Below are 26,022 nucleotides of genomic sequence, written 5' to 3'. Positions count from 1 at the left end.
ATATGGACAAGAATCGACTGAATGACTATATAGTTTCCCACCTGGACGAAGCTCTTGAGAACGGATGGATCAGACCGTTTTTTCAGCCCATAATACGCACCATCAACGGAGGCGTTGCAGCGGCTGAGGCACTTGCCCGCTGGCAGGATCCGGAATACGGATTCCTCATGCCAGCGGATTTCATTCCAGTGCTGGAAGAAAAAGAACTCATATACAAGGTGGACTGTCACATGTTCATCGAAGCGGCGAAGATGCAGAGAGGTCGCCTTGATCAGGGCCTTAGAGTAGGACCAATATCGGTGAATTTCTCCAGAAGCGATTTTGACGTGATGGATGTGGCATCATTCGTGCAGGAACAGGTGGAAAAGTTCCACATAAGCAAGGAACTGATCTGGCTGGAGATCACGGAGAGCACCCTCGTAAAGAACAAAGACAAGATGAGGAACGTCGTGAAAGACCTGCGGGATGAAGGCTTTCAGATATGCATGGACGATTTTGGCAGCGGGTATTCTTCACTCATCTTCCTCAATGACTATACACTCGACGTGATCAAGATGGATATGGGCTTTCTCAGATCCTTTTCCCCGGTCTCCAGAGAGATAATGAGGAGCACGGTGAACATGGCCAAAAACCTTGGTATCCGTACACTTGCCGAGGGGGTGGAAAAGGAGGAGCACGTCCGGTTCCTGGAAGAGATCGGCTGCGACATGATGCAGGGCTTTTACTATTCGATGCCACTTTCGGTGGATGAAATGGATCATTACATCCGTAGAGACGATGTGCACCCGGAGTCGATAGACTGGAAGTCTTTCTATGATGCGGCAGACTCTCACGTGGTCAACAGCGATGTCCCACTGGGAGTGCTGGAATACGACGGGGACAGGGACAGCTTCCACTATCTGTTCGCCAACCAGAAGCAGAAGGAACAGCTCAGGAGTATCGGCCGGAGAAACAGGACAGAATCAGAGTTCATACTGAACAGCGCCCATTTCCCGATGCACGAGAAGTTCAGGGCACTCATCGAATACGCTATATCGACTGGGGAGACCGCGGTGATGTATTTCCCGGACAACTCTTTCTTCGTACGTCTCGCCTTCCGCATGGTGGTGAAACAGGAAAAGCGGGTGATCATCACTTCTTCTCTCGTAAACATCACCGAGGACAGGACCCGCAAGACAGGGGAGATCCTTGACAGGTCGGCAGAGGACATTGCGCTGCTGTTTGACGACGTACACATTCTTGATCCGGACAACAACACCGCCGATAATGTGATAAACAACTTCGGGATCGACGGGGGAATGAAGAAACATGACGATCTCAGGAGAGGCCTGAAGGCGTTTTGCAGGAACATGGTCCATCCTGAGGACAGAGAGCGATATATGTTGTATGCGGACCCCGACACGATGAAGGACCGCCTTCACGGCGCTCCTGGCGGCATATTGAGGGAGTACTTCCGGATACTACGACCGACATCGTCCGGAGAACTTGAATTCAGCTGGATGGAAATAGACCTTTTGCTCATCCCGAGAACGGATGACAGCAAAATACTTTCATGTATCAAAAACGCACAGCCTTCATCCGGGCTGGGACCGGAAGATATGGTGAATCTGGAAAAGCCGTAGCAGTGATGTCCGCCGCGGCTTTTTTCGAGCATTTATTATAATACAAAGCACTTTATTGACATCGCGTCAGATAATGACTATACTGCAATTACTGACATGATGTCAAATTAATTTCGAAGGAGGTCCAATGGCTAAGGTATCGAGAGAGGTGGTCGAAGGCAGGCCCGATGAGATAATGGACGCCTGTGTCAGGCTTCATGAGACCATGAGCTTCCGCGACATAAATCTGAAGGAGATCAGTTGTGAGACCAGCATTTCCAGGCCTTCGATCTACAACTATTTCCGGACGAAGGAAGAGATCTTCCTGGGCGTTCTGGAACGCGAGTACAGGAGGTGGAACGATGACCTCCAGGGTATACTCACGGGCCATCAGAAAATGACTGGAGACGAGTTTGCAGCGGATCTGGCTGAAAGCCTCAGAGAGAGAAAGCTCCTCCTGGAGATCCAGTCGACTGATCTCTATGATATCGAGGAGAACTCAAGGCAGGAAAGTCTGAATGATTTTAAAGAGGTCTTCATGCAGACTATGACCAGTATGGAAAAGCTGCTCGAGAAATTCTTCCCTGAAAAGTCCAAAGATGAAAGATCCGATTTCGTATACCAGTTTTTTCCTTTCCTGTATGGTGTGTATCCATATGTCTACCACACGGAAAAACAGGAGAGGGCCATGGATTCCGTTGGCATGAAAGTGAGAAAGACCACCATAGAAGAAATGGTGCGCATGTGTGTACTGCAGCTGCTGAAGTAGCTGGATTAAGAAAGAAGGTAAAGAGCCATGAAAAAATTAGTTGCATATTATTCTGCCAGCGGCGTGACCGCAAGAAAGGCAAAGGATCTGGCCTCAGAGGTGGGAGCAGATGTGTACGAGATAGTCCCTGCACAGAAATACACCTCCGCCGACCTGGACTGGACAAACAGGAAGAGCCGCAGCACTCTTGAGATGAGAGATCCGTCATCAAGACCTGAGCTGGCGGAGAAGACCACAGAGCTTTCAGGGTACGACACCGTATACATTGGATTCCCGATCTGGTGGGGAGTTGCCCCGAGGGTCATCAACACGTTCATCGAAAACAACGACCTCGCAGGAAAGAAGATCGGGATCTTCGCCACATCCGGCGGGACAGGGATCAGTGCGGCGATAAAGGATCTTCAGAAGAAGTACCCTGATCTGGACATCTGCGGAGGCAAGCTGCTGAACGGCAGTGTAAAAGGAGATATCCTGTAGCAGCGATATCGTCGACGAAATAAGGATGACGAGAAGGAGAAAACGATGTTAGGTAATTTTACATACTGCAATCCTACAAAGCTGTATTTCGGCAAGGGGGCTGTCGGCTCGATGAGGGATGAACTGAATAAGTACGGAGACAACGTGTTGCTGGTATATGGCGGCGGCTCGATCAAAAAGAACGGTATATACGATGAGGTCATTGGAGTGCTCAGAGATGCCGGGAAAAACGTTACAGAGATCGCCGGAGTCATGCCGAATCCTACTATAGAGAAGCTGAGAGAGGGGATCGCTATTGCCAGAGAAAATAAAGTGGACCTGATCCTCGCCGTTGGAGGCGGCTCAGTCATCGACTATTCCAAGGCTCTGTCAGTATCAGTGAACTGCGATGAGGATCCGTGGGAGAAATATTACATACACTTTGAAGAGCCGACGTGTGAGACCCTTCCAGTCGGAGCAGTCCTCACCATGGTGGGAACAGGCTCCGAGATGAACTCAGGTGCCGTAATCACCAACCCGGAACAGAAGCTGAAGATAGGGCACGTGTTCAAGGACGAGAAGATCATGCCGAGGTTTGCCATACTGGATCCGTCCTATACGCTGACACTTCCGCGCTACCAGATGGTATCCGGCATTTACGATATCTTCAATCACATCTGCGAGCAGTACTTTTCCGGAGAGGACGACAACACCAGCGATTACATTAGCGAAGGGCTGATGAGGAGCGTGATCCATTCGAGCCGTATAGCGGTAAAGGACCCGCAGGACTATGAGGCCAGGAGCAATATTATGTGGACCGCGACCTGGGCCCTGAACACACTGATCGCCAAGGGCAAGAGCACGGACTGGATGGTGCACATGCTCGGACAGTCTGCAGGAGCATGTACGAACGCAACCCACGGAATGACGCTTGCAGCCGTATCCCTGCCGTACTATCGCCACATAATGAATGATGGTCTGCCAAAATTCGCCAGGTTCGCTTCAAACGTCTGGGACATTCCTGCGGATGGAAAGTCTGAAAAGGAGTTGGCGGAGGCCGGACTGAGCGCCATGGAGGCCTGGATGAAAGAAATCGGAGTTGTGATGAACCTGACAGATCTCGGAGCCACGGAGGAAATGATCCCTGATATGGTGAAGGGCACCATCATTTTGGACGGAGGCTATCGCAAGCTGGATGCAGCCGAGATAGAGGAGATATTCAGAGAGTCACTGTAGATCATCGATGTGAGTGGACGATGCATAGTAAAAAGCCTCGAACTTGACATCATAATTGTAATGGTATACATTACAATTATGAAAATACAGTAATGGAAGGTGCACGTTCATGCAGATCTCAACTAAATTCACGATAGGGATCCACCTGCTGGCAGCAGTGGAGTATTTTGGAAAGGACCGCAAGGTCACCAGCCAGTTCCTCGCGGCAAGCATCGGGAGCAATCCCGTGATAGTGAGAAACATAATGGTACAGCTACAGAACGCCGGGCTGATAGATGTAAAGAGAGGCCCCGGAGGGATCAGCCTCACCAGGCCTCTGAAGGACATAACCTTCCTCGACGTATACGACGCCGTGGAGACCAACAGCGCTGACGATCTTTTCCGATTCCATGAGAATCCCAACCCGGAATGCCCGGTGGGAAGGAATATACACAGCGGGCTCGATTCCCAGCTAAAAGAGATCCAGGAGAATTTCCAGAAAGATCTCGCCGGGAGGAGCGTCGAGGAAGTGTACGATACGGTGTACAGGAACATCTCGTCGGAAAAAAAGTAATAACTCATTACGCGTCATGACGCATTTCCCCGGAGACGTCTGGGGGATGCGTTATATTTTTTGCAATACGCAGAGCCTTTGCGTATAATTGAGTATAAATCTAACAGAAGGAGAATACGGATGGCAGAGGAAAAGAAGGCTTCGGCAGAGGTCAAGAAGGAGACGGCTATGGAACAGGAGCCTGTGGGAAAGATACTCTTCACGGAGGAGCAGATAAGAGCCCGTGCCAGGGAGCTTGGACGGCAGATCAGGGAAGATCTGAAGGACCAGGACGAGCTCATCGTGGTATGCACTCTCAAGGGTGCGGTAATGTGGATGACGGATCTGGTGAAAGAGATACCGATGGACACCAAGCTGGATTTCGTCATAGCCAGCAGTTACGGTTCCAGCACGGCTTCTTCAGGAGTTGTGACCATCAAGATGGACGTGGAGTCTAACCTGTACAAGAAGAACGTACTTGTCGTAGAGGATATCGTGGATTCCGGAAACACCCTCAGCTTCCTCATGGAGAAGCTCAAGGAGAGGAACCCGAGATGGCTGAAAGTCTGCACCATGCTGGACAAGCCGTCCAGGCGCACCACCGGCTTCAAGGCCGACTACGTGGGATTCACGGTGGACGATCTTTTCATCATCGGATATGGACTGGACTACGACCAGAGATACAGAGGCCTTCCATATATCAGCTATCTGCAGAGTGAGAACTAGGATAACGAGCTTGAGGAGACGGCATGCTGCTTGACTGCGACTATCACATTCACACGACTTTTTCCGACGGGGTGAAGACACCTGAGGAGATCGTCGACTGGTACATTCAAAGAAGGTATTCAACTATCGCGATAACGGACCACGACGGATTGGAGGGGTCCGTTGCCGCGATTTCTTATGCCCGGGAAAAGGCCATAACCGTGATACCGGGAATAGAACTCTCAACGGTGGATGAGTATGGCAACACCGTACACATGCTTGGATACAGCTTTGATCTGGAGAACGAGGAGCTCCAGGCTGCGCTGTTCGAGGCAAGAATGGAGAGGGCGAAGAGAAACGACAAATTTCTGAAGGCTCTCCAAAAGATGGGTTACGATGTTTGCATAGACGATCTGCTGGAGATAAACGACGGACACTTCGTGGGAAAACCCACGTTCGCCAGGGTCCTGGTGAAAAAGGGATATGCGCAGTCCGTCAAAGAGGTCTTTAGGACAGTGTTTTCAAGGCCGGAGATCAGCTCTGTGAAGAAGAAGCACATGCCCAGTGCCAGGGCGATCAGCCTCATACACAGAGCCGGAGGAATGGCGGTCATGGCGCATCCAATGGAGATCCGGCAGAAGAACGAGACGCTGGAGACGTTCAGGCCGAGGATCACGAACGTGATAGAAAGGCTGATGGATTCGGGCGTCGACGGAATAGAGTGCTGGCACCCATCCGCCACTTTTTACGATTCCCAGTGGCTCAGGGACTTCGCCAGAGCCAGGGATATGACAGTAACAGGAGGATCGGATTTTCATTCTGAGAACGAGAGGAGATTCGAAAATGAAGATTGAATTTTGCGGGGCAACTACGGGCGTGACCGGATCCTGCCACCTTCTGACCACAGATCATCACAACCTGCTGATGGACTGCGGACAGTTTCAGGGAGGAAAGTCACAGGACAAGCTTAATTTTCAGGAATTTCCGTTTGATCCATCTGATGTGGAGGCCATGATCCTGAGCCATGCCCACATCGACCACTGCGGCAGGATCCCACTTCTGGTGAAGAGGGGCTTCCGCGGGAGGATCTACTGCACGAAGCCGACTGCGGACCTGCTTCCGATCATGCTCAGAGACAGCGGATACATCCATGAGAAGGAGGCGGAGTGGGCCAACAAGAAGGCTCAGAGAAAAGGCCAGAAGACTGTGGAGCCACTCTACACGGTAGAGGACGCGGAGGCCTGTCTCCCGCTGATCGAGCCGGTCAGGTACGACCAGATCATCAAACTCAATGAAGAGATCACCATCTGCTTCAACGACGCGGGCCACATACTCGGCTCCGCCATGACCGAGCTCTGGGTGAAAGAGGCCGGCGAAGAGACTAAGATAATCTTTTCCGGAGACATCGGAGTGGAGGGCAGACCGATCCTGAGAGACCCGACGAAGTTCCGCAAGGCCGACTATGTCATCATGGAGAGCACCTACGGAAACAGGCTCCATCCCGACAACGCCATGAGCATCAACAACCTTCTCGACGCCATCCTTCGGACGGTGGACCGTGGCGGCACAGTTGTCATCCCGTCCTTCGCCGTGGGCAGGACCCAGGAGATGATCTACGAGCTCAACAAGGTGTACGATGAAAACCCGGCTATGGCCGAGCGCCTCAAGGACATCATGGTCTACATCGACAGCCCTATGGCCAATGCCGCAACAGAGGTCTTCAAGGCCAACGTGTCCGTATTCGACGAAGAGGCCAAGGCTTACATCGAATCGGGAGACCACCCGCTGGAGTTCAAGAACCTCAGGTTCACCCAGAACACCGAGGACTCACAGCGCCTCAACATGGACAACACCCCGAAGATCATCATATCCGCCAGCGGCATGTGCGAGGCCGGACGCATCAAGCACCACCTCAAGCACAACCTGTGGAACGAGAAAAACACTGTTATCTTCGTGGGTTACCAGGCTGAGGGTACCCTCGGAAGGAAGATCGTGGAAGGCGCGAAAAGCGTCAACATCTTCGGCGAGGAGGTCATGGTAAAAGCAGAGATCGTTAACCTCGAGGGGTTTTCGGGTCATGCCGACCAGGACGGCCTCACGCGCTGGGTCGCAGCCTTCGAGAACCGGCCGAAGTTTTTCCTGGTACACGGTGAAGAGCAGTCCAAGAACGACTTCGCCCGTCATCTCGAGGAAAAGCTGGGGATCACACCTGTTGTGGTCACGGAGAACTGCGAGTTCAGCCTGGCTCCGGGCCACGGCGAGGACACTGTGGCGGAGAAACTCGGCACGCTGCCTGGAGGAGATAAGGAGCTCCAGGAGGACATGCTCAGCGACGAGGAGATCCAGGGCATCAGAAACAAGATCTCGTCGATCAACGACAACATCGACGACGCCCTGTTAAACGCCCGTCTGATGACAGGGAGCAGGATGGATCAGGATAAGCTGATCCGGCTGAACAACATCATCAGCGAGCTGAACGACAGCACGCTGGAACTCAGGGAGATAACACTCGAGGACGGAGAGTCCAGCACCAGGAGCGACCCTTTTGAACAGGAGGAGGAGCATGGGGCATAACGGGTCCATTGGTGAGGAACCCGTGAGCGCATAAAAATACCTTTATCCGGCAGGCAAATGCACAATTTGACGGACCGCATAGACATGGCATCAGCCTTCGTGTATTCTGACAAAACAGGATGTGCGGAGGCTTTTTCTGCGTGCAGCCGTCGGGATACGTGAGCGGCCGAGATGGTGCGGAGCGGAGACGGCGGACTTCGAGAAAAGGCGGCGGATCAGATGGCAGCGGCGATGTGCGGAGGTGCAGCGATGAAGGAATATCAGATCAAGCTCGAGGGGTACAGGCTTCCTGATGCCGTGTACCACCAGTGCATCTGGACGGTGAGAGACATAGAGAGGGCCAGGGACCTGTGCATCGAATATCTGGCTGAGGACCGGGGCGCGGAGGAGGCTCCCGGTCAGGTGGTCTCTGCGGCGGCAAGGCTGGATGCCGTCGCCTGCGCTCTCTGCTCTGTGCCCGGGGAGTACCGGCAGGGTGTTCTGGAGTCTACGATGAGAAGGGGCGGGGGATTCAGGGATCATGCCCATGAGAATACGTGGAAGAGGTGGAAGCAGAGATTTATCTACAGGCTGGCGGAGGAACTGGAGCTCGTATGATCGTGTTGCAGATGAAATGGTACTGCAGGGGAAAAACGACCGTGGTACCATTCAGGCGAGGGACAGGAGGAGAGGCCGGCTTGCTCTTTCTGCAACTCGCAATCGCATAACTTTCATCGTTTAAGAATGGGACGCACGGGAGGGGGCTGAGGCAGACCCTCCCCTCTCCTTTTTTTTGAAATATCCTGAGAATTTCCTGAGGACCGTGAGAGTGTGCCAGGCAAAGTCAAAAGTCATATGAGCAACATTATAAGCACCAACATAAGTTTACGATAATACTTCAAAACCCTTTAAAACAGTGCTAAAATATAACAGATTGGATAATAGTTTATTGTAACGTTTTTTAGATCAGAATCCCCGGCGGGTCCTGGTCTGACGGTGGAGCTCATGGCATTTGAGGAGAAGACCATAGACAGCAAGCTGGTTTATGAAGGCGCTGTTTTTAATGTTAGAAAATACAAGGTCACTGCAGTCAACGATCAGGTCGCATACAGGGATATAGTGGAACACGTCGGGGGCTCTGTCATAGTGGGAATAAAGGATGACGGAAACATCGTCATGGTCCGCCAGTTCAGGAAGGCGCTGGAAAAGACCATACTGGAGCTGCCTGCGGGAAAAAGAGATCCTGGGGAGGATCCGGAGACTACCGCTCTGCGGGAGTTCAGAGAGGAGACGGGATATACTCCGGGCTCGATAAAGTTCCTCACCGCTATCCACACAAGCGTGGGATATACCACGGAGCTGCTTTACATTTATCTCTGCAGGGATCTGACTCCCGGCGAGACGGATCTGGACAAGACGGAAGATATCGATCTCGTGGAGATACCCGTGGACGAGGCCCTGGAAAAGGTGATGAGCGGCGAGCTGACAGATTCCAAGACTGTCGTGGGGCTGCTTTTCGCCAGGCAGGCAGGAGAAATTTAGATGGAAGGTTTCAAGGCTTATCTTATCAATGAATGCCACAAGGCGGATAACACTGTCATCGCCTATATGCGGGACATCGGAGCCTTTGAAAAGTTCCTGAAGACCAGAGGCGGAAAAGACCTGCTCGACTGCAAGGACAGCGATGCCATCGCCTACGTTTATGCGCTATCCAACGACAACAAGTCCAGAGCTACCATAAACAGAAAGATCTCCTCCATCCGTGCGTTTTACGACTACGAGATGGGCGAGGGGGAGATAGACGTCAACCCTTTTTCCGACATCAAGTCCACAAGAAACGACAAGCGCGATATCGAGTACCTCACCATCGAGGAGGTGAACGCCCTCCTGGAGGCTCCTGATGACACGCCAAAGGGTCTGAGAGACAGGGCTCTGCTGGAATACATGTACGGTACGGGAGCAAGGGTGACTGAAGTGGTCAGGCTGAAGTTCGAAGACGTGAACCTCAGGATGAACATCACCACCTGCAAGGATGGCAAGGGCGAGGGACGTATCGTTCCGATAGGAAGTTACGCCCACAAGGCCCTGGTGGAGTACATCGACAAGGCGTACAACGCAATAAAGGGAGATTTGCGCACCGACGGAGATTATGTTTTCATAAACTTCCGCGGAAGGCCGCTCACAAGACAGGGAATATGGAAGATCCTGAAGGAGTACGGCCGTCAGATCGGCATCGAGGACAAGATGACGCCTCAGATTCTGAGGGACACCTTTGCGGTCCATATGCTTCAGAACGGGGCGGATCTGAAGTCTCTCCAGGAACTCATGGGATTCGAGGACATGTCCGTGGGGATAGCCTATCTGTCGGTGATGAAGGTGCGGATAAGAGACGTGTACAAGAAGACGCACCCGAGGGCGTGACCTGTGTGGAGATGCACCAGTACCAGACTATACTGCATGGCTTGAATAGTTCGGATGAACTGAAAAAAATAAGATTTTGTGTCCTTAAGCTATTGAATCGGATGATGTGATGTGTTATCATATCTGAGTTATTACGGGCGGTCCTCTGGCCACTGCAGCCCTTTCCTTGAAGGCGGCTGCTGCCGAAGAACGGGAGCTACGAGCGTCTACGAGGGAAAGGAGGAATAACAATGAATATCATCGATTCTATCACAAAGGACTACAAGAAGCAGGATGTGCCTGAGTTCAATGTTGGAGATACAGTAAGAGTCCACGTAAAGATCGTCGAGGGTCAGAGAGAGAGGATCCAGATCTTCGAGGGATACGTACTGAAGAAGCAGGGCGGCGGAATTTCCGAGACATTCACAGTCAGGAAGCTTTGTCAGGGCATCGGAGTTGAGAAGACATTCCCGATCCACTCTCCAAAGGTCGCAAAGATCGAGCTCGTGAAGAAGGGCAGAGTCAGAAGGGCTAAGCTCAACTACATGAGAGAGAGAACAGGTAAGGCAGCTAGGATCAAGCCTGCAAAGAGCGTTCAGTAACATTGAGCTGAAATTTATGGAGGTGTCGTACTGAGAAGTGAGGCACCTCTTTTTCTGTGCTCTCATTTAGGGGAAGGTGCCCATACAAGGCTGAGCCTATAAGCCGTAACATTTTGTTCAAATGCGAAACCTCCTTTTTCCTTATATAGCACCGGTACAGTTATTCAAATTAGCTCTGGATATTTATGCAAGAATTTAATTCCATATCAGATGCCCCTTTTCGGCGTTTCCCCTGGAACTTTTTCCAGTGATCAGAGGTGCCGACGAGATGATGAATAAAAAAAGTATATTAATTCTGCCTTCAAGTGGATCCCGGTCTCACCGCAGCAAGGTATTTAGTCTCATTGTCATATTTCTGAGACTCTTGTATCTGATCTCTGTGACCATCTTGTAGTTTAAAGCCGCCAGATTTAAGACTGTATTGTTTTGTTCTTTTTTTTCAGGTTTTCGAGCGGAGGATTTTCCAGGGGAAACGCCGAAAAATTGACGTTTCCCCTGGAAAATCCTCATCTCACAAAAGCGGTATCCAAAATTTCCTCCGAAATTGTGGATGCTTCTATGCAGCTAGCTGCATAAATACACAACAGTCACAACAAAACCCTGAAATACCCACTGTTCGAGCATTGTGAGACCTGGATCAAAAAATATGTCAATGAGAAACATCCCCTTTTTTGCATCTGAAGGAAAAATCGCTGCATGATTCAGTCCTGCACCACATGCCATCAGCGCAGCTTCGGGATCTCCAACTCAGGTACTGGAGTGCCGCTCTGTGGTCCGTGAAGCATTCCCGTTTCAGGGATCGGCGAAAACATGATATTATAATAAAAAAGAACGATGGAAAGGATGGGAGTGAGATGTCCATTCAGAATATCAACTGGTACCCGGGACACATGAAGAAGACCCGGGAGATGATCAGCGCAAATCTCAAACTTGTGGATCTGGTCATCGAAATCGTCGACAGCCGGATACCGGTCTCCAGCCGGAACCCGATCGTCCACGAGCTGATAGGCTCGAAGGACAGGGTAGCCGTACTGGGAAAGGCGGATCTCGCAGACCCGAGGGAGACCGAAAAATGGTGCAGAGAATTCACGTCATACGGCTACACTGCGCTTTCCATGAATACCCGTTCCGGAGAGAACCTGAAGCAGCTCAATCGCGTTCTCGACCAGTACCAGAAAAAGAGAGACAAGGAGAAGTCCAACCAGCGTCCTCTCAGGATGATGGTGGTAGGCGTGCCGAACGTGGGAAAGTCATCTCTCATCAACAGGATGACGGGGAAAAAGAGCACAAGGACAGGTGACAGGCCCGGAGTCACCAGGGGAAAGCAGTGGGTGGCGCTTCAGAACGGCATGCAGCTGCTGGATACGCCTGGTATCCTGTGGCCGAAATTCGAGGATCCGGAGGTCGGCCTGAACCTGGCTTTCTGCGGCAGTATCAAAGATGAGATCATGGACGTGCCGGATCTTGCGCTGGAGCTCATTGGTGTGCTGCAGGACAGGTATCCGGAGCTCCTCATGGAGCGCTACAAGCTGGAAAGCCTGGCGGAGACACCACTGGAGAACATGGACGCCATCGCGCTGAAGAGGGGATTCATTTTCCCGGGAAAACGCATAGATTATGAGCGCACGGGCAGAACAGTACTGGATGAATTCAGGTCCGGAAAGATCGGAAGAATAACACTGGAAAGAGCAGAATAACAATGGGGATGACGAAAGCGGAAAGAGAACAGCGTGAGATCCAGCTTATGCACGACATGAGGCAGCACGAGGAGGAGCTGCGCTCCTCCTCCGGCCTGCTCTGCCTGGCTGGCATGGACGAAGCAGGCCGCGGCCCCCTTGCCGGCCCGGTCACCGCGGGGGCCGTCGTGCTGCCTCCCGAATTCCAGATACCCGGGATCAACGACTCGAAAAAACTATCTGAAAAAAAGCGCCGGCATTTCAGCGAGCTGATCAGGGCCGGCGCCCTGGCCTGGGGCCTGGGTTGGGCATCCCCCCAGGAGATAGACCAGATCAACATCCTTAATGCCACCAAGTTGGCAATGGGCCGGGCGATCAAGGCAGCCAACGGGATGCTGGCGGAGAAAAAGCTTCCTCCCATCCAGTATCTCCTCATCGACGCCGTCCACCTGGACGGCCTTTCCATCCCCCAGGAATCCATAGTCAAGGGGGACAGCCGCTGCTATTCCATCGCCGCCGCCTCCATACTTGCCAAGGTGGCGAGGGACGAACGCATGGAGGAACTGGACAGTGAGTACCCCGGATACGGATTCGCCTCCAACAAGGGATACGGCACCGCCGCCCACTACGAGGGACTTCGCAGACAGGGGATGACACCGGTGCATAGGAGATCTTTTCTGAAGAACTTCAGAGAAAAGCACATGTGACTTCAAGGAGAAAGCATGGGAAAGAAAGTATACGCCGTCCGGGTGGGGAGAAAGCCCGGACTTTATTATGACTGGAACAACTGCAAGAAGCAGGTCACAGGTTTTCCGGGAGCCGAGTTCAAGGGCTTTGCCACTGAAGAAGAGGCGGAGGCCTTCATGAGCGGCGGAGATGCCGCAGGATCATCAGGAGTGAAGAAGAACACCGCGGGCAGAGCCGCAGGGCAGGGACAGACGAAGGGACCTTTTCCAGGAGAGGCCGGACCGCATGACCTTGAGGATGGGGAAGCCCTGGCCTATGTGGACGGGAGCTACGACAAGAAGACCCACAGGTATGCATGTGGGGGCGTGATCATCACGAAGGAAGGAGAGCACACCTTCAGCAGGGCGTTCCCGTCCGGGCCCGAGAGCAGCATGCGGAACGTGGCTGGGGAGATCATGGGCGCCGTCACGGCCATCGACTGGTGCAGAGACCAGGGATATAGAGCTCTAACGATCTGCCATGACTACGCCGGAGTAGGCATGTGGGGCCGTGGAGAGTGGAAGACCAACCTGGACATGACCAGGTGGTACAAGGAGTTCGTGCAGAAGGCGGGGAACGACCTGGACATACGCTTCGTCAAGGTCCCGGCCCACTCGGGCGTGAAATACAACGAGATGGCGGATCAGCTGGCGGGAGAGGCCCTCGGCATCAAGTGAGTTTTGTGCGGCAGTGCATTTTTGTTATTTTATAATTTCCGCACCTGCTTTTCTGTGGAATTCTACATGTTTGGTACCAGAACCTATGCTATAATGTATGACGGTTTTTATTGTGATCCCTGTCCCGGGGGCCCGGGAGCTCGGGATGTGTACCATGTGGAGAGGTAAACAGCCATGCACGAGATATTGAGCGGAAAGCCGGTCAGAGACCAGATCAACGAAGAGGTCGCTAAGATCGTTAAGGATCTGAAAGATTCCGGAATGGTGCCGGGTCTGGCCACATTGAGAGTCGGAGAGGACGCAGGTCAGAAGTACTACGAGAGCTCGGTGGTCAAGCAGACCGGAAAAGCGGGTATCGAGTGCCGCACGGTGGTGCTGCCTGATGGCACATCACAGGAAGATGTGGAGAAGGCTCTCGAGGAGCTGAATCACGATGCGAGTATACACGGCATCCTCATGCTCATGCCTTTTCCGAAGTACCTGGATTCCGACAGGCTGGTCGCCCTTCTGGATCCGGCCAAGGACATCGACGCCATCACTGACAAGTCCTATGCCGATCTGTTCCAGAACAAGAAAGAAGGCTTTTTCGCATGCACCGCAGAGGCGTGCATGGAGATGCTGAAGTTCCACGATATCCCTGTAAAGGGGGCGAGAGTGGCCATCGTGGGCAGGAGCCTGAGGGTGGGAAAGCCTCTCATGCTCATGATGCTCAACGCGAACGCCACCATCACCATGTGCCACACCAGGACCAGAGAGGAGGACCTGAAGGCCATCCTCAAGGAGGCGGACATCGTGGTGCTTGCAACTGGCGTCATCCAGGGCTACGACTGCAGCCTCTTCCGAAACGGACAGGTGATCATCGACGTGGGCACCGGAACGGGGAGAGACGGCAAGCTGGCCGGAGATTTCGATTCCCAGTCACTGGAAGATCATCCGGAACTTACAGACCTTAAGTACACTCCTGTACCAGGAGGCGTGGGATCCATCACCACGGCACTGCTCCTGAGACATCTCGTGATCGCTGCAAAGCAGCAGACTGAGGAGCGGTAAAAAAATTTATAGAAAAGAGATTTGAATAACATGGGTATATCATCATATATCAAGGAAGAAAGGGTACTGGCGGAGCTGCCGGATGAGCTGGTGCACAGCGAGGCATTCGCCCGAGAGCTGGACGACATAGAGCTGACCTACAATGCGGCCCTCAAGGAGATCACGGCAAAGCTGGAGATCCTGAGCAACAACTTCAAGATGATGAATTCCTACGTGCCGGTGCACCACATCCAGGGGCGTCTCAAGACATTTGACAGCCTCATGGAAAAGGCCGGCAGGTACGGCATCGAGGATCCACTTCACAACATCCCTAAGGTGAGGGAGCAGGTGTACGACATCGCCGGCATCCGGGTGGTATGCAATTACAGAGAGGACATCTATACCATCGCAGACCTCCTCAGGGCGCAGGAGGACGTGCGCACCATCAAGGTGAAGGACTACTGCAAGAACCCTAAGCCGAGCGGCTACAGGAGTCTCCACGTGGTGGTGGAGATACCTGTTTTTCTGGTAGACGGAAAAAAGATGGTTCCTGTGGAGATACAGTTCAGGACCATAGCCATGGATACCTGGGCGACACTGGAGCACGACCTGAAGTACAAGAACAGGGGCGCTCTCAGTGCGGACGTGAAGGATCAGCTGCAGGAGTGTGCGCAGACCCTTGCGGACGTGGACATCCAGATGGAGAGGATACGCCATCAGGTCTTCTAGGAAAAGAAGAAGACGCCGGCCGCAGGATGGCGCCGGAGCGAAAACGTGAGGTACAGGGCCTGTGGCTCTGCAAAAAATATTTTTTTACTGGAGAGGAAATCGAATGAAGAATCTGAGCAAAACTTATGATCCCAAATCCTTCGAGGACCGCATCTACGAGATGTGGGAGGATACCGGGGCGTTCAACGCGGAAATAGACAAAGACAAGAAACCTTTCACCATCGTTATGCCCCCGCCAAACATCACCGGCCAGCTCCACATGGGACATGCCCTCGACCAGACTCTGCAGGATATTCTCATCCGGTACAAGAGGATGGAAGGCTACAGCGCCCTGTGGGTACCTGGCAGCGACCACGCCAGCATCGCCACAGAGGTCAAGGTGGCCAACAAGCTGAAGGAAGAAACGGGCAAGGACAAGAGGGAGTTCACGAGAGAGGAGTTCCTGAAGTACGCCTGGGACTGGAAAAAAGAATACGGCGGACGCATCACGAAGCAGTGCCGCAAGCTCGGTGACTCCTGCGACTGGCGCAGAGAGCGTTTCACCATGGATGAGGGCTGCAACAAGGCGGTCAACGAGTTCTTCATCAGGCTTTACAACAAGGGCCTGATCTACAAAGGAAACAGGCTGATCAACTGGTGCCCGTCCTGCAAGACGACCCTGTCCGACGCAGAGGTGGAGCACGAGGACAAAAACGGAAAGTACTGGTACTTCAGGTATCCGGCCGCTGACGGGGGAGAGGGCATCGTAGTGGCTACCTCCCGTCCTGAGACAATGTTCGGAGACGTGGCGATAGCCGTGAGACCTGACGATAAGAGATATACGGATCTCATCGGGAAAAAGGTGATCCTGCCTCTGGTCGGCCGTGAGATCCCGGTGATCGGGGACGAGTATCCTGATCCGGAGAAGGGAACGGGCGCCGTAAAGATCACTCCTGCCCACGACCCTAACGACTTCGAGGTCGGACAGAGACATGATCTCGAGGTGATGAGCTGCATCAACGACGATGCCACCATGAACGAGCTGGCCGGAAAATACGCCGGAATGGACCGCTACGAGTGCAGAAAGGCCTGGGTGAAGGACCTGGAAGAAGCCGGCTACCTGGTGAAGACCGAGGACAAGGTGATCCCTGTCGGAGAGTGCTACAGATGCCACACGGTCATCGAGCCTATGATCTCCAACCAGTGGTTTGTTAAGATGAAGGAGCTGGCAGAGCCTGCCATCGAGGCTGCGAAGAAGGGGGATATCAAGCACATCCCGCCTCGTTTCGAGAAGATATACCTGAACTGGCTCTACGATATACACGACTGGTGCATCTCTAGGCAGCTGTGGTGGGGACACAGGATCCCTGCATGGTACTGCGACGAGTGCGGCGAGATCGTGGTTTCGGCGACGCAGCCGGAGAAGTGTCCTAAGTGCGGGTGCACCCACCTGACCCAGGACGAGGACGTACTGGACACCTGGTTCAGCTCGGCGCTCTGGCCTTTCAGCACGCTCGGCTGGCCTGACAAGACGCCTGAACTGGACTATTTCTACCCGACGTCCGTGATGGTGACGGGATACGACATACTCTTTTTCTGGGTCATCAGGATGGCCTTCTCCGCTCTTGAAGTGACCGGAGAGGCGCCGTTCGAGTACGTGTTCCTCCACGGCCTGGTAAGGGACGAGCAGGGCCGTAAGATGAGCAAATCCCTGGGCAACGGCATCGATCCTCTGGAGATAATCGACCAGGTGGGAGCCGACGCCCTCAGGTTCATGCTGTGCACGGGCAACACCCCGGGCAACGACATGAGATTCATCCCGGGCAGGCTGGAGAACTCCAGAAACTTCGCCAACAAGCTGTGGAACGCATCCAGGTTCACCATCATGAACCTCCTGGGCGAGGACGACCAGTTCCTGCCTATGGCGGACTGGGATACGGCCGTCCTCAGGGACGAGGACAAGTGGATGCTCGTCAGGGTGAACGAGGCCGCTAAGGACATCACGGAGTCCCTCGACAAGTTCGAGCTGGGGCTGGCCGCCCAGAAGGTGTACGACCTCATCTGGGACGAGTACTGCGACTGGTACATCGAGCTGGTCAAGAGCAGACTGTACGGAAACGACGAGGAGGACAAGAAGACCGCGCGGTTCGTTCTCCAGGCGGTCCTGAAGGATCTGCTGAAACTGCTCCACCCGTTCATGCCTTTCATCACGGAGGAGATCTACGGATACCTGCCAAAGGAGCCGGCGACGAAGGACAATCCGCACAGCCTGCTCATCAGGTCCAGCTGGCCTGAGTACGATCCGGACATGAACTACGATGACGCCGTTTCGAAGATCGAGACCGCCATGGAGATCATCAAGGCGGTCAGGACGATCCGCGTTGAGGCCGATGCCGCTCCTAGCAGGAAGCTCTCCATGGAGATCAGGACGAGCGCACTCGCAGATGTCATACCGGAGATCCAGGGATATATCAAGAACATGGCTAACATCAGCAGCATCAAGGTCATCCCTGTTGAGGAGACCGCCGCGGACGACGTGATGACCGCGGCCGTAAAGGACGCCGAAATACTCATCCCTCTCCAGGATCTCGTGGACTTCGACGAGGAGATCAAGAGGCTCGAGAAGGAGCAGGAGAGGCTCGAATCAGAGGTCGCCAGAGTTGAGAAGAAGCTGGCAAACAAGGGATTCGTGAGCAAGGCGCCTGAGGCCGTAGTACAGGAAGAGAAAGACAAGGGCGACAAGTACAGAGACATGCTGGACACAGTCACGAAGAGACTGGAGACCATGAGGGCACAGGCCGGAAAATAGTCCGGTGCTGACCGCGAAGATGATATTGTGGCCGGGAAGATGGGGTCAACGAGTTGATGAAAAGTCTTTTCGGCTGTAATATATATACAATATAATGAATTAAATTATGCCTGGGAAGAAGGTATAGGAAATTCTTTTTTAACTGAAAGGATGGGGTTAACAACATGTTTGACAAGTACGGCAACGACAGCAGCACATACAACCAGACAGACATCGCGGAGATCCGCAAAGTCTCTCCAACTGTAGCTGATCTCGTGGAGAAGGAGTACAACAGGCAGAAGAACAACGTGGAGCTCATCGCTTCCGAGAACTACTGTTCAGAGGCTGTTCTGGCTGCATGCGGCAGCTGTCTTTCCTGGAAATACGCAGAGGGATATCCTGGGAAGCCAGTGACCAGACACTCCGGAAACAAGGGCAGATACTACGGCGGCACGAGATATGTGGACGAGCTGGAAGAGTACTGCTGCGACAAGTGGAGAGAGGTGTTCCACACTGACTATCACGTGAACGTGCAGCCTCACAGCGGATCTCAGGCTAACTTTGCAGCATACAAGGCCGTGCTCAACCCTGGAGACACTATCCTGTCCCTGAGCCTGGACAACGGCGGTCACCTGACACACGGATCTTCCGTCAACTTCAGCGGCACACTCTACGATGTTCATTTCTACTCCGTAACAGATGACGGATACATCGACATGGATGACGTTGAGAAGAAGGCAAAAGAACTCCATCCTAAGCTGATCCTCACAGGTGCCAGCGCATACTCCAGGACCATCGACTTCCCTAGGTTTGCAGAGATCGCCCACAGCGTGGGAGCTCTCTTCATGGTGGACATGGCTCACATCGCCGGACTGGTAGCCGGAGGAGAGCACGTTTCCCCGTTTGAGTACGCAGACATCATCACCACAACAACTCACAAGACCCTGAGAGGACCTAGAGGCGGACTGATCTTCTGCAGACCTGAGTACGCAAAGGCAGTGGACAGTGCGGTATTCCCATACGCACAGGGCGGCCCTCTGGAGCACATCATCGCCGGAAAGGCAGTCTGCGCAGAGGAGGCCCTGAAGCCTGAGTTCAAGGAGTATGCACACCAGGTGGTCGTGAACTGCAAGGCATTCTGCGACGAGTTCCTGAAGATGGGATACAAGGTGGTGACCGGCGGAACTGACAACCACCTGTTCCTCCTGGATTTGTCCGATCACCTGTTCAGCGGAAAGGATCTCCAGAACAGACTGGACGAGGTCGGCATCACACTGAACAAAAACTGTGTCCCTAACGAAAAGCGTTCTCCATTCCAGACCAGCGGCGTGAGGATCGGAACCGCTCCTATGACAACAAGAGGATACAAGGAAGAGGACTTCATCAAAGTGGCACACAGGATCGACGAGGTCGTAAAGGAACTGGATGCCGAGAAGGCAGCAGAAGCAGCTGAAAACAAGTAATTAAAGCCTTAACTTGCAGAAGGGTCCCGCAGCCGGATGCAGGTAATGCGGGGGCCTCTGCAGATGAAATAGCGTTGAACGACCCGATCATCTGTTGTATAATTCCCACAAGAAGCAAGATAAGGAGGAAGCCGCCATGGTTAAATTACTGGTAGGACACAAGGGGAGCGGAAAGACCAAGACTATGATCCAGCTCGCCAACAGCTGTGCAGAAGAGGGAAAGGGAAGCACCATCTTCATCAACAAGAACTCACGGCTGATATATGACCTTGACTACAGGATCAGGGTCGTATGCATGGAGGATTTCGTGCACATAACGAACGAGGATGAGTACATCGGATTCATCTTCGGTATCATCAGCTCCGACAACGACATCGACACGATCTTCCTGGATGGTGTGATGAAGCACGCAGACTTCTCGCTGGAGGTACTGCCGAGCTTCATCAACAAGATCAAGGATATTTCCAAGGACTACGGAATAGACTTCGTTGTCAGCATAAGTGCAGAACTTGAAGAGATGATCGGCGTGGACTTTGACGGCTGCCAGATCCTCAACTGATCTTATCAGGGCTGACTTCACCAAATCAATAAGGCTAAACAGGCTCCGGGATCTCCGGGGCCTGTTTTTTCAGGATATCCCGGGACAGCAGTACCGCGCATGACGGTATCTGCCGCAGGAGACTGGGATCGAATAGTATCGTATCGAAAGGAAAAGAAAAAATGAGTGATTATCTTATCCGGGCAACTGCGGCCGACGAGATGGTAAGGGCTTTTGCGGTCAGGACCACCGACACCGTCGAATACGCGCGGAAGGCCCATACGACTCTTCCGGTGATCACTGCAGGACTCGGCAGGCTCCTTTCTGCAGGTGCAATGATGGGAGCCATGATGAAGGGAGATGACGACATCGTGACCCTTCGGGTGAGGGGTGACGGACCTGCCCAGGGCCTGACGGTCACAGCAGACAGTCACGGAAACGTAAAGGGATACCCGATGCAGCCCTTTGTCGACATACCGAGAAAGAGACCGGGAAAACTGGATGTGGGAGCCGCCATCGGAGCGGGGACTCTGACGGTCAGCATGGACCTTGGACTCAAGGAACCATACAGCGGGCAGGTGGAGCTCCAGACGGGAGAAATAGGTGACGACCTTGCCTATTACTTTACTGTATCAGAGCAGACTCCGTCGGCAGTGGGGCTGGGGGTCATGATAGACACCGACCAGCACGTCAAGGACGCAGGAGGCTTCATCATTCAGATTATGCCCGATGCCTCCGAAGAGGTGATATCCAGTATCGAAAAGAGATTATCCGGTATCGATTCCGTGACTTCTATGTTTGACAGAGGTATGACTCCGGAGGATATACTTAAGGAGATCCTGGGAGACCTGGACATGGTGATCACCGACAGGAAAGAGGTGAGATTCCACTGCAACTGCTCTAAGGAGAGAGTCGAGAGGGCACTGATCACCATCGATCCGAAGGATATCCAGGAGATGATAGACGATGGAAAGGATATAGAGGTGAAGTGCCACTTCTGTAACAAGGCGTATAATTTCACTCCAGATGAGCTGAAGGAGATCCTCAAGGTGAGCACCCGCAGGGAGGATGCCAGATGAACGAGCTGAGACAGCTATACCACGGCTTCGAACAGGGGATCGTGCTGGCGGAGGAACGCCTTTCGGAGATGAGGAGCGAAGAGGGTGACGAGGGACTCCGAACTTTTTACAGATCCGAAGAGCACATTTTCGACTACGACGGCAAAGATCTTTCCACCATAACACTTGGTGACAATCTGGATTACATGCTCTGGCTCGTCGACAGAGGATATGAGGGTAAGATCAAGCTGATATACGTGGATCCTCCCTTCTTCACGAAGGCGAAGTACGACGCTACTGTGGAGCTCCGGGATAAAGAGGGGAAGAACCATAAGGTAAGGCATCTGGCCTATGACGACACCTTCGAGAGGAGTCTGGAATTCTATATCAGGAACATGACATGCCGTCTGTACCTGATGAAGATGCTGCTGTCTGATGACGGGACCATATATATCCACCTGGACTGGCATTCGGCGCATTACGTGAAGGTGATAATGGACGAGCTTTTCGGATATGGAAACTTCCTGAACGAGATAATATGGAAGTACAAATCAGGGGGGAGTTCAAAAAAGCATTTTTCGCGGAAGCACGACACCATCCTGATGTACAGCAAGACGAAGGACTACTATTTCATGGTGCCGGAGGAAAAGTCCTACAACAGGGACTTCAAGCCTTACAGATTCAAGGGGGTGAAGGAGTTCCAGGACAGCAGGGGATGGTACACGCTGGTGAACATGAAGGATGTGTGGTCGATCGACATGGTCGGAAGGACATCAGGCGAGAGGACCGGATACGCCACACAGAAGCCGCTGGAGCTCATGAGGCGAATACTGGAGGCATCCAGCAGGGAGGGGGATCTGGTGGCAGACTTCTTCTGCGGCTCGGGATCCTTTCTTGAGGCGGCCCAGTCCATGGGGAGGACGTGGATCGGCTGCGACCGCGAGGAGATCGCCGTTGCCATGGCCAAGAAGCGTATCAGCGGGATCAGCGGCTCTTACACCTATATGAAGGAACTGGGGATCGACGAAGGTGAGAGGATCCAGGGGAGCCTGGTCATGGAAGAGCTGGGGCGGGAACAGCTTGAGAATGGAAAGAGCTTTTTCCGGTTCGGCCTCGGCGCTTTCACTCCCCACCTCGACGAGGGCCACGTGCCGCTCAAGGACAGGGGTTTCGTTGAACAGGTAATAAAGAACGCCCCGGAGATCCTCATCGACTACATCATGGTGGATCCGTGGTACGACGGATCGTTCGGCCCGGAGATGACGGTGACCGGGGACCTGAGCAATATCCGTTTCATTTCGAGGGGGAATATCGCATTTATAGCGGTGGACGTTTTCGGAAGAGAATATTTCTATGAAGTAAAAGCCTAAGCATTCAGGAGGAGACAGAAGTGTCGGTCACGAGCACAGAGATGAGGCTGAACGCACTCAGAGAGAAGATGAGTGAGAGAAAAGTGTCTGTATACATGGTATCCAACATGGATCACCATCTCACGCAGTATCCGCCGGGATATTTCCGCCAGGTGGAATACCTGACGGGATGCGGGATAAGGGACTGCATCCTCATAGTCACCCAGAATAATGCCCATTTCTGGACTAACCAGGAACACGCAGAGGAAGCAGCCAGATCAATGAAAGGGACTGATATTGTCATTCACATCGTGGGAGATGAGTCCGATGATATATCCGATATAATGGATTTCTTCCGCGCTGCTTCTCAGGCAACCATGGAATCGGTGATGAGAGGGGAGATATCCATCTCAGGGTCTGTAATTCCAGATGGCAACGGGGAGGGTGACGATCTGACCGATGGACATCAGGTCATAGGGCTGGATGGCCGTTGTTTTTCCTTCGATTTCATGGATGACCTGCTGGATGAGATCGGACCTGCATACGAACTTGGCGTCGTTGAAATAGACCCGGCAATGGATCTGGTGGGAGAAATATGGAAGGATAGAAAGATCCTGGAGCCGGGAAGGCTGAGGATATTCAACGGAGAGGAGCCAAGGATAGCCTATGAAGACGTTTCCATGACCCCGGAGATCATAACGGACAGGCTGGCCGATGTCCGCACTGGTATGCGCCAGATAGATCCGGATGCCGGGATGCCTGTGATGGATCTTGAGGACATCGCCTGGATGTTCGACATCAGAGGGGATGGCGGCGACTTCAGGACCATGCCGCTGGCATATGCTTATCTGACACAGGATGAAGCATATCTTTTCGTATACGACGGCAGCATGACGAATCAGGACAAGAGGTGGTTCACCCACCGTGGCGTTACCATAAGAGACTATGGTGAGTTCTATCAGTTCCTGGAGGATCTTGAGAACAAGGACGTGATCCTGGACCGCAATGCCTGCAGCACGGCCATGGCGATGTCATTTCTCACCGTGAAGGGCAATACGGTAGCCACCACCAGCAGATTCGTGGCGACTTTCAGGGGAATGAAGGACATATACGACGTCACTGGCTCTGCACTTGCGTGCAGCAGGGATGGAAAAGTGATGGCCGAGATGACGTACTGGTTCTACAATGCCGATAAAACCGAGCTCACCGATGAGAACATCCTCAGAAAGCTACGAGAATTCAGGGAAGAGGAAGGCATGGTCTGCGAAGGAGAGCCGACCGAGATCATCAGGAGAAAGAACACCATCATGCTTCGCTTCGGAACGGATTACGAGAGGGGGACATCCACCGTGGCCAGGACTTTCCTTACCGGAAAGCCAGACTCCTTTGCAGTTGCCGCGCACACTGCAGCCGTTAAGGCGCTGCTCGAGATACAGGACATGAAGATACCGGTGGGATTGAAGGACACACAGTTCGATGCGCTCATCAGGGCCAGCCTCTGGCAATGGGGCCTCGATTATTCCGGGCCTACCGGTCAGGGGATAGGAGACTGCACCGGGGTGGATGCCGGGCCTTCATACCTTCAGTATTCCGCAGGAAGCTCTGGAAACGATCTTCGCAGGAACGCTGTGGTCTACGCCGGACCGCGGTTCATCGACGAGGATACGGCTGTCAGGGTGGAAAACGTATTCTGGCTCAGGGAACCGAAGAAAATGCCAGGTGACTTTCTCGAGGTCAACTGTCTCACGGACGTTCCGGTAGATCCCGAGTTACTGGACCTCAGGATGATGACGGTCGATGAGATGGAAAAGCTGCTGAAATACAACCTGGACGGCTGTCAGATGGTGAGCGAGCTCATCGGAGATGATGAAGCAGAGTGGTTCTACCACCGTTTCATGGATCCGCTGATGAGGAAGATGGCCGACCTGAGAAAGAAAAAGAAGTGACGTCAACGAAGCTCCTGCTTATCCTGTACTGTGAACAGGTCGCGGCGGAGCTTCTCGGAAGCCCATACGGACAGGGAGTTTATCTCCCTGTTTTTTTCTGTCCCGTTCTCGGTCAGCAGGAGGTATCCGTTCACGTATCCGGAAAGACCGGAGAACATTTCCATGTCTTCATCTGAGGCCTGCAGCAGAGACAGATCCACAAATGAAGAGCTCCCTTTGCTCATGAGCGGGATCTCCGCAGTAAAATCCGCCGTTTTTTTCCTGAACTCCCCCTTGATGTCCTGAGTGTTGACAGGGAACCTGACACCGCTGAAAAGCCCCTCTTCGTCGTTGTTTATCAGCCTGCCGCCGTGCTGTCGCCCTACGATGCGGAGCACATTTTTTTTAGGCTGTGGCTTTACGCTGAGGAGACCGCTGGCCGCCGGCAGACCAAATTCTCCAAGAGCCTTTTCAAAGTCCAGCGGATCTCTCAGGACGGAATAAAAGTCCTCCGCCATCATGATCTCCGTGAGCCTGTACAGCTGCAGGACGTCCTCTCTGTTGTGGGTGAGTATGATCTTTTCCTTGATCGGACTGCCGTCCCTCGTGTAGTCCTGATACAGGCGGACGCTTTCAAGCCCTGTGATGACGTCCTTACGGTCCCCGCCGATGCCGAAGAATGACTCCACGCTTTTCTGAGACAGCGAATCGACTTCAGATGGCAGGACGGAGTAATTCCGGAGAAACCTGTAGAGATCCAGGTCATAGTAGGAGATCGACCAGGGCAGGCGGGTCCGGTCCAGCCTCGTCTGGGGGAATGGAATGTCAAAGCTTGCGCCATTGTACGTGATCAGATAGTCCACATCCATGGACATGAGGTGCTGGATCGTGGCCTCGAGTACTCTGGATTCCTCGAACGGGTCTTCCGCCAGAAACTGGGTGATCTCCACTCCGTCATCTGAAGGAATCAGCATTGCGGTAAGTATGATCTTGTTCGTCTCCTTGGAAAGCCCCGTGGTCTCTATGTCGTAGACGCAGGGCGTCAGGTCGCCGAACCAGCGGCTGGAAACGGTTCCCGGCTGGGAGATGTATTTATATTTTCTGGTGAATTTCTTCATTGTTTTTTCCTTGTACATCCATGAGTATCTGCAAGCGGATATGAGCAGAATCTGTATTGGTATGATACAGTAACCCGGAAAAAAGCACAAACGAAAAAACTCCGCAAGAAAAA

At 53.0% G+C, this 26,022-nt stretch carries 24 protein-coding genes; 23 read left to right on the top strand and 1 reads right to left on the bottom strand.

Annotated elements, in window-relative coordinates:
- The first annotated feature begins 2 nt into the window (after positions 1-2).
- From BQ7382_RS00295 to BQ7382_RS00180, 23 genes are all read left to right on the top strand, one after another.
- Complete coding sequence (locus BQ7382_RS00295; protein ID WP_077389646.1) at positions 3-1,622, top strand: EAL domain-containing protein; 1,620 nt, start codon at positions 3-5, stop codon at positions 1,620-1,622.
- Positions 1,623-1,749: 127 nt separating this feature from the next.
- Entirely contained in the window at positions 1,750-2,370 is a 621-nt protein-coding gene (locus BQ7382_RS00290) for a TetR family transcriptional regulator (protein ID WP_077389643.1), read from the top strand.
- A 27-nt stretch (positions 2,371-2,397) separates the two neighbouring features.
- Complete coding sequence (locus BQ7382_RS00285; RefSeq protein ID WP_077389641.1) at positions 2,398-2,847, top strand: flavodoxin; 450 nt, start codon at positions 2,398-2,400, stop codon at positions 2,845-2,847.
- Between the two features lie 45 nt (positions 2,848-2,892).
- Complete coding sequence (locus BQ7382_RS00280) at positions 2,893-4,062, top strand: iron-containing alcohol dehydrogenase (protein WP_077389638.1); 1,170 nt, start codon at positions 2,893-2,895, stop codon at positions 4,060-4,062.
- A gap of 109 nt (positions 4,063-4,171) precedes the next feature.
- Complete coding sequence (locus BQ7382_RS00275) at positions 4,172-4,615, top strand: Rrf2 family transcriptional regulator (protein WP_077389635.1); 444 nt, start codon at positions 4,172-4,174, stop codon at positions 4,613-4,615.
- 120 nt (positions 4,616-4,735) lie between these two features.
- A complete protein-coding gene (gene hpt, locus BQ7382_RS00270) occupies positions 4,736-5,320 on the top strand; it encodes a hypoxanthine phosphoribosyltransferase (RefSeq protein WP_235847897.1) in 585 nt (194 codons plus the stop codon).
- A gap of 23 nt (positions 5,321-5,343) precedes the next feature.
- Complete coding sequence (locus tag BQ7382_RS00265; RefSeq protein ID WP_077389632.1) at positions 5,344-6,153, top strand: PHP domain-containing protein; 810 nt, start codon at positions 5,344-5,346, stop codon at positions 6,151-6,153.
- Entirely contained in the window at positions 6,143-7,873 is a 1,731-nt protein-coding gene (locus BQ7382_RS00260; protein ID WP_077389629.1) for an MBL fold metallo-hydrolase RNA specificity domain-containing protein, read from the top strand. Before BQ7382_RS00265 ends, BQ7382_RS00260 begins: the two co-directional genes overlap by 11 nt.
- A 171-nt stretch (positions 7,874-8,044) precedes the next feature.
- Positions 8,045-8,470: a hypothetical protein gene (locus BQ7382_RS00255; RefSeq protein WP_077389626.1), complete on the top strand. Its 426-nt coding sequence runs from the start codon at positions 8,045-8,047 to the stop codon at positions 8,468-8,470.
- A 387-nt stretch (positions 8,471-8,857) separates the two neighbouring features.
- A complete protein-coding gene (locus BQ7382_RS00250; RefSeq protein ID WP_077389623.1) occupies positions 8,858-9,394 on the top strand; it encodes an NUDIX hydrolase in 537 nt (178 codons plus the stop codon).
- The gene (locus tag BQ7382_RS00245; RefSeq protein ID WP_077389619.1) at positions 9,395-10,273 is read left to right on the top strand and encodes a tyrosine-type recombinase/integrase; all 879 of its coding nucleotides are present in this window, start codon (positions 9,395-9,397) and stop codon (positions 10,271-10,273) included.
- 230 nt (positions 10,274-10,503) lie between these two features.
- Entirely contained in the window at positions 10,504-10,854 is a 351-nt protein-coding gene (rplS, locus tag BQ7382_RS00240) for a 50S ribosomal protein L19 (protein WP_077389616.1), read from the top strand.
- 854 nt (positions 10,855-11,708) lie between these two features.
- Positions 11,709-12,551, top strand: a complete 843-nt coding sequence (gene ylqF, locus BQ7382_RS00230; RefSeq protein ID WP_077389610.1) for a ribosome biogenesis GTPase YlqF — start codon at positions 11,709-11,711, stop codon at positions 12,549-12,551.
- A 2-nt stretch (positions 12,552-12,553) separates the two neighbouring features.
- A complete protein-coding gene (locus BQ7382_RS00225) occupies positions 12,554-13,237 on the top strand; it encodes a ribonuclease HII (protein WP_077389607.1) in 684 nt (227 codons plus the stop codon).
- A gap of 15 nt (positions 13,238-13,252) precedes the next feature.
- Positions 13,253-13,933 carry a ribonuclease H1 domain-containing protein gene (locus BQ7382_RS00220; RefSeq protein WP_077389604.1) on the top strand — a complete coding sequence of 227 codons (681 nt, stop codon included), beginning with the start codon at positions 13,253-13,255 and terminating at the stop codon, positions 13,931-13,933.
- A gap of 174 nt (positions 13,934-14,107) precedes the next feature.
- Positions 14,108-14,983 (top strand): bifunctional 5,10-methylenetetrahydrofolate dehydrogenase/5,10-methenyltetrahydrofolate cyclohydrolase, encoded by an 876-nt coding sequence (locus tag BQ7382_RS00215; protein ID WP_077389601.1) that lies wholly within the window; start codon positions 14,108-14,110, stop codon positions 14,981-14,983.
- A gap of 30 nt (positions 14,984-15,013) precedes the next feature.
- Positions 15,014-15,691 carry a GTP pyrophosphokinase gene (locus tag BQ7382_RS00210; protein ID WP_077389598.1) on the top strand — a complete coding sequence of 226 codons (678 nt, stop codon included), beginning with the start codon at positions 15,014-15,016 and terminating at the stop codon, positions 15,689-15,691.
- Between the two features lie 103 nt (positions 15,692-15,794).
- Entirely contained in the window at positions 15,795-18,479 is a 2,685-nt protein-coding gene (locus tag BQ7382_RS00205; RefSeq protein ID WP_077389595.1) for a valine--tRNA ligase, read from the top strand.
- Positions 18,480-18,643: 164 nt separating this feature from the next.
- A complete protein-coding gene (locus BQ7382_RS00200; RefSeq protein WP_077389592.1) occupies positions 18,644-19,921 on the top strand; it encodes a serine hydroxymethyltransferase in 1,278 nt (425 codons plus the stop codon).
- Between the two features lie 136 nt (positions 19,922-20,057).
- Positions 20,058-20,480: a hypothetical protein gene (locus BQ7382_RS00195; RefSeq protein WP_077389589.1), complete on the top strand. Its 423-nt coding sequence runs from the start codon at positions 20,058-20,060 to the stop codon at positions 20,478-20,480.
- A 161-nt stretch (positions 20,481-20,641) separates the two neighbouring features.
- The gene (gene hslO, locus BQ7382_RS00190; RefSeq protein WP_077389586.1) at positions 20,642-21,538 is read left to right on the top strand and encodes an Hsp33 family molecular chaperone HslO; all 897 of its coding nucleotides are present in this window, start codon (positions 20,642-20,644) and stop codon (positions 21,536-21,538) included.
- Positions 21,535-22,887, top strand: coding sequence for a DNA-methyltransferase (locus BQ7382_RS00185; RefSeq protein WP_077389583.1), 1,353 nt, complete (start codon positions 21,535-21,537; stop codon positions 22,885-22,887). Before hslO ends, BQ7382_RS00185 begins: the two co-directional genes overlap by 4 nt.
- 20 nt (positions 22,888-22,907) lie before the next feature.
- Complete coding sequence (locus BQ7382_RS00180) at positions 22,908-24,812, top strand: aminopeptidase P family N-terminal domain-containing protein (RefSeq protein WP_077389580.1); 1,905 nt, start codon at positions 22,908-22,910, stop codon at positions 24,810-24,812.
- Positions 24,813-24,814: 2 nt separating this feature from the next.
- Here the strand turns inward: BQ7382_RS00180 and BQ7382_RS00175 are convergent, their stop codons facing one another.
- Positions 24,815-25,909, bottom strand: coding sequence for a ribonuclease H-like domain-containing protein (locus BQ7382_RS00175; RefSeq protein WP_159437170.1), 1,095 nt, complete (start codon positions 25,907-25,909; stop codon positions 24,815-24,817).
- Positions 25,910-26,022 lie beyond the last annotated feature (113 nt).

The organism is Mobilibacterium timonense, from assembly GCF_900155555.1.
GTDB classification, from domain to species: domain Bacteria; phylum Bacillota; class Clostridia; order Peptostreptococcales; family Anaerovoracaceae; genus Allobaileyella; species Allobaileyella timonense.
The sequence above is the reverse complement of the archived record's forward strand: the minus strand, read 5'-3'. Positions and strand labels throughout refer to the sequence as shown.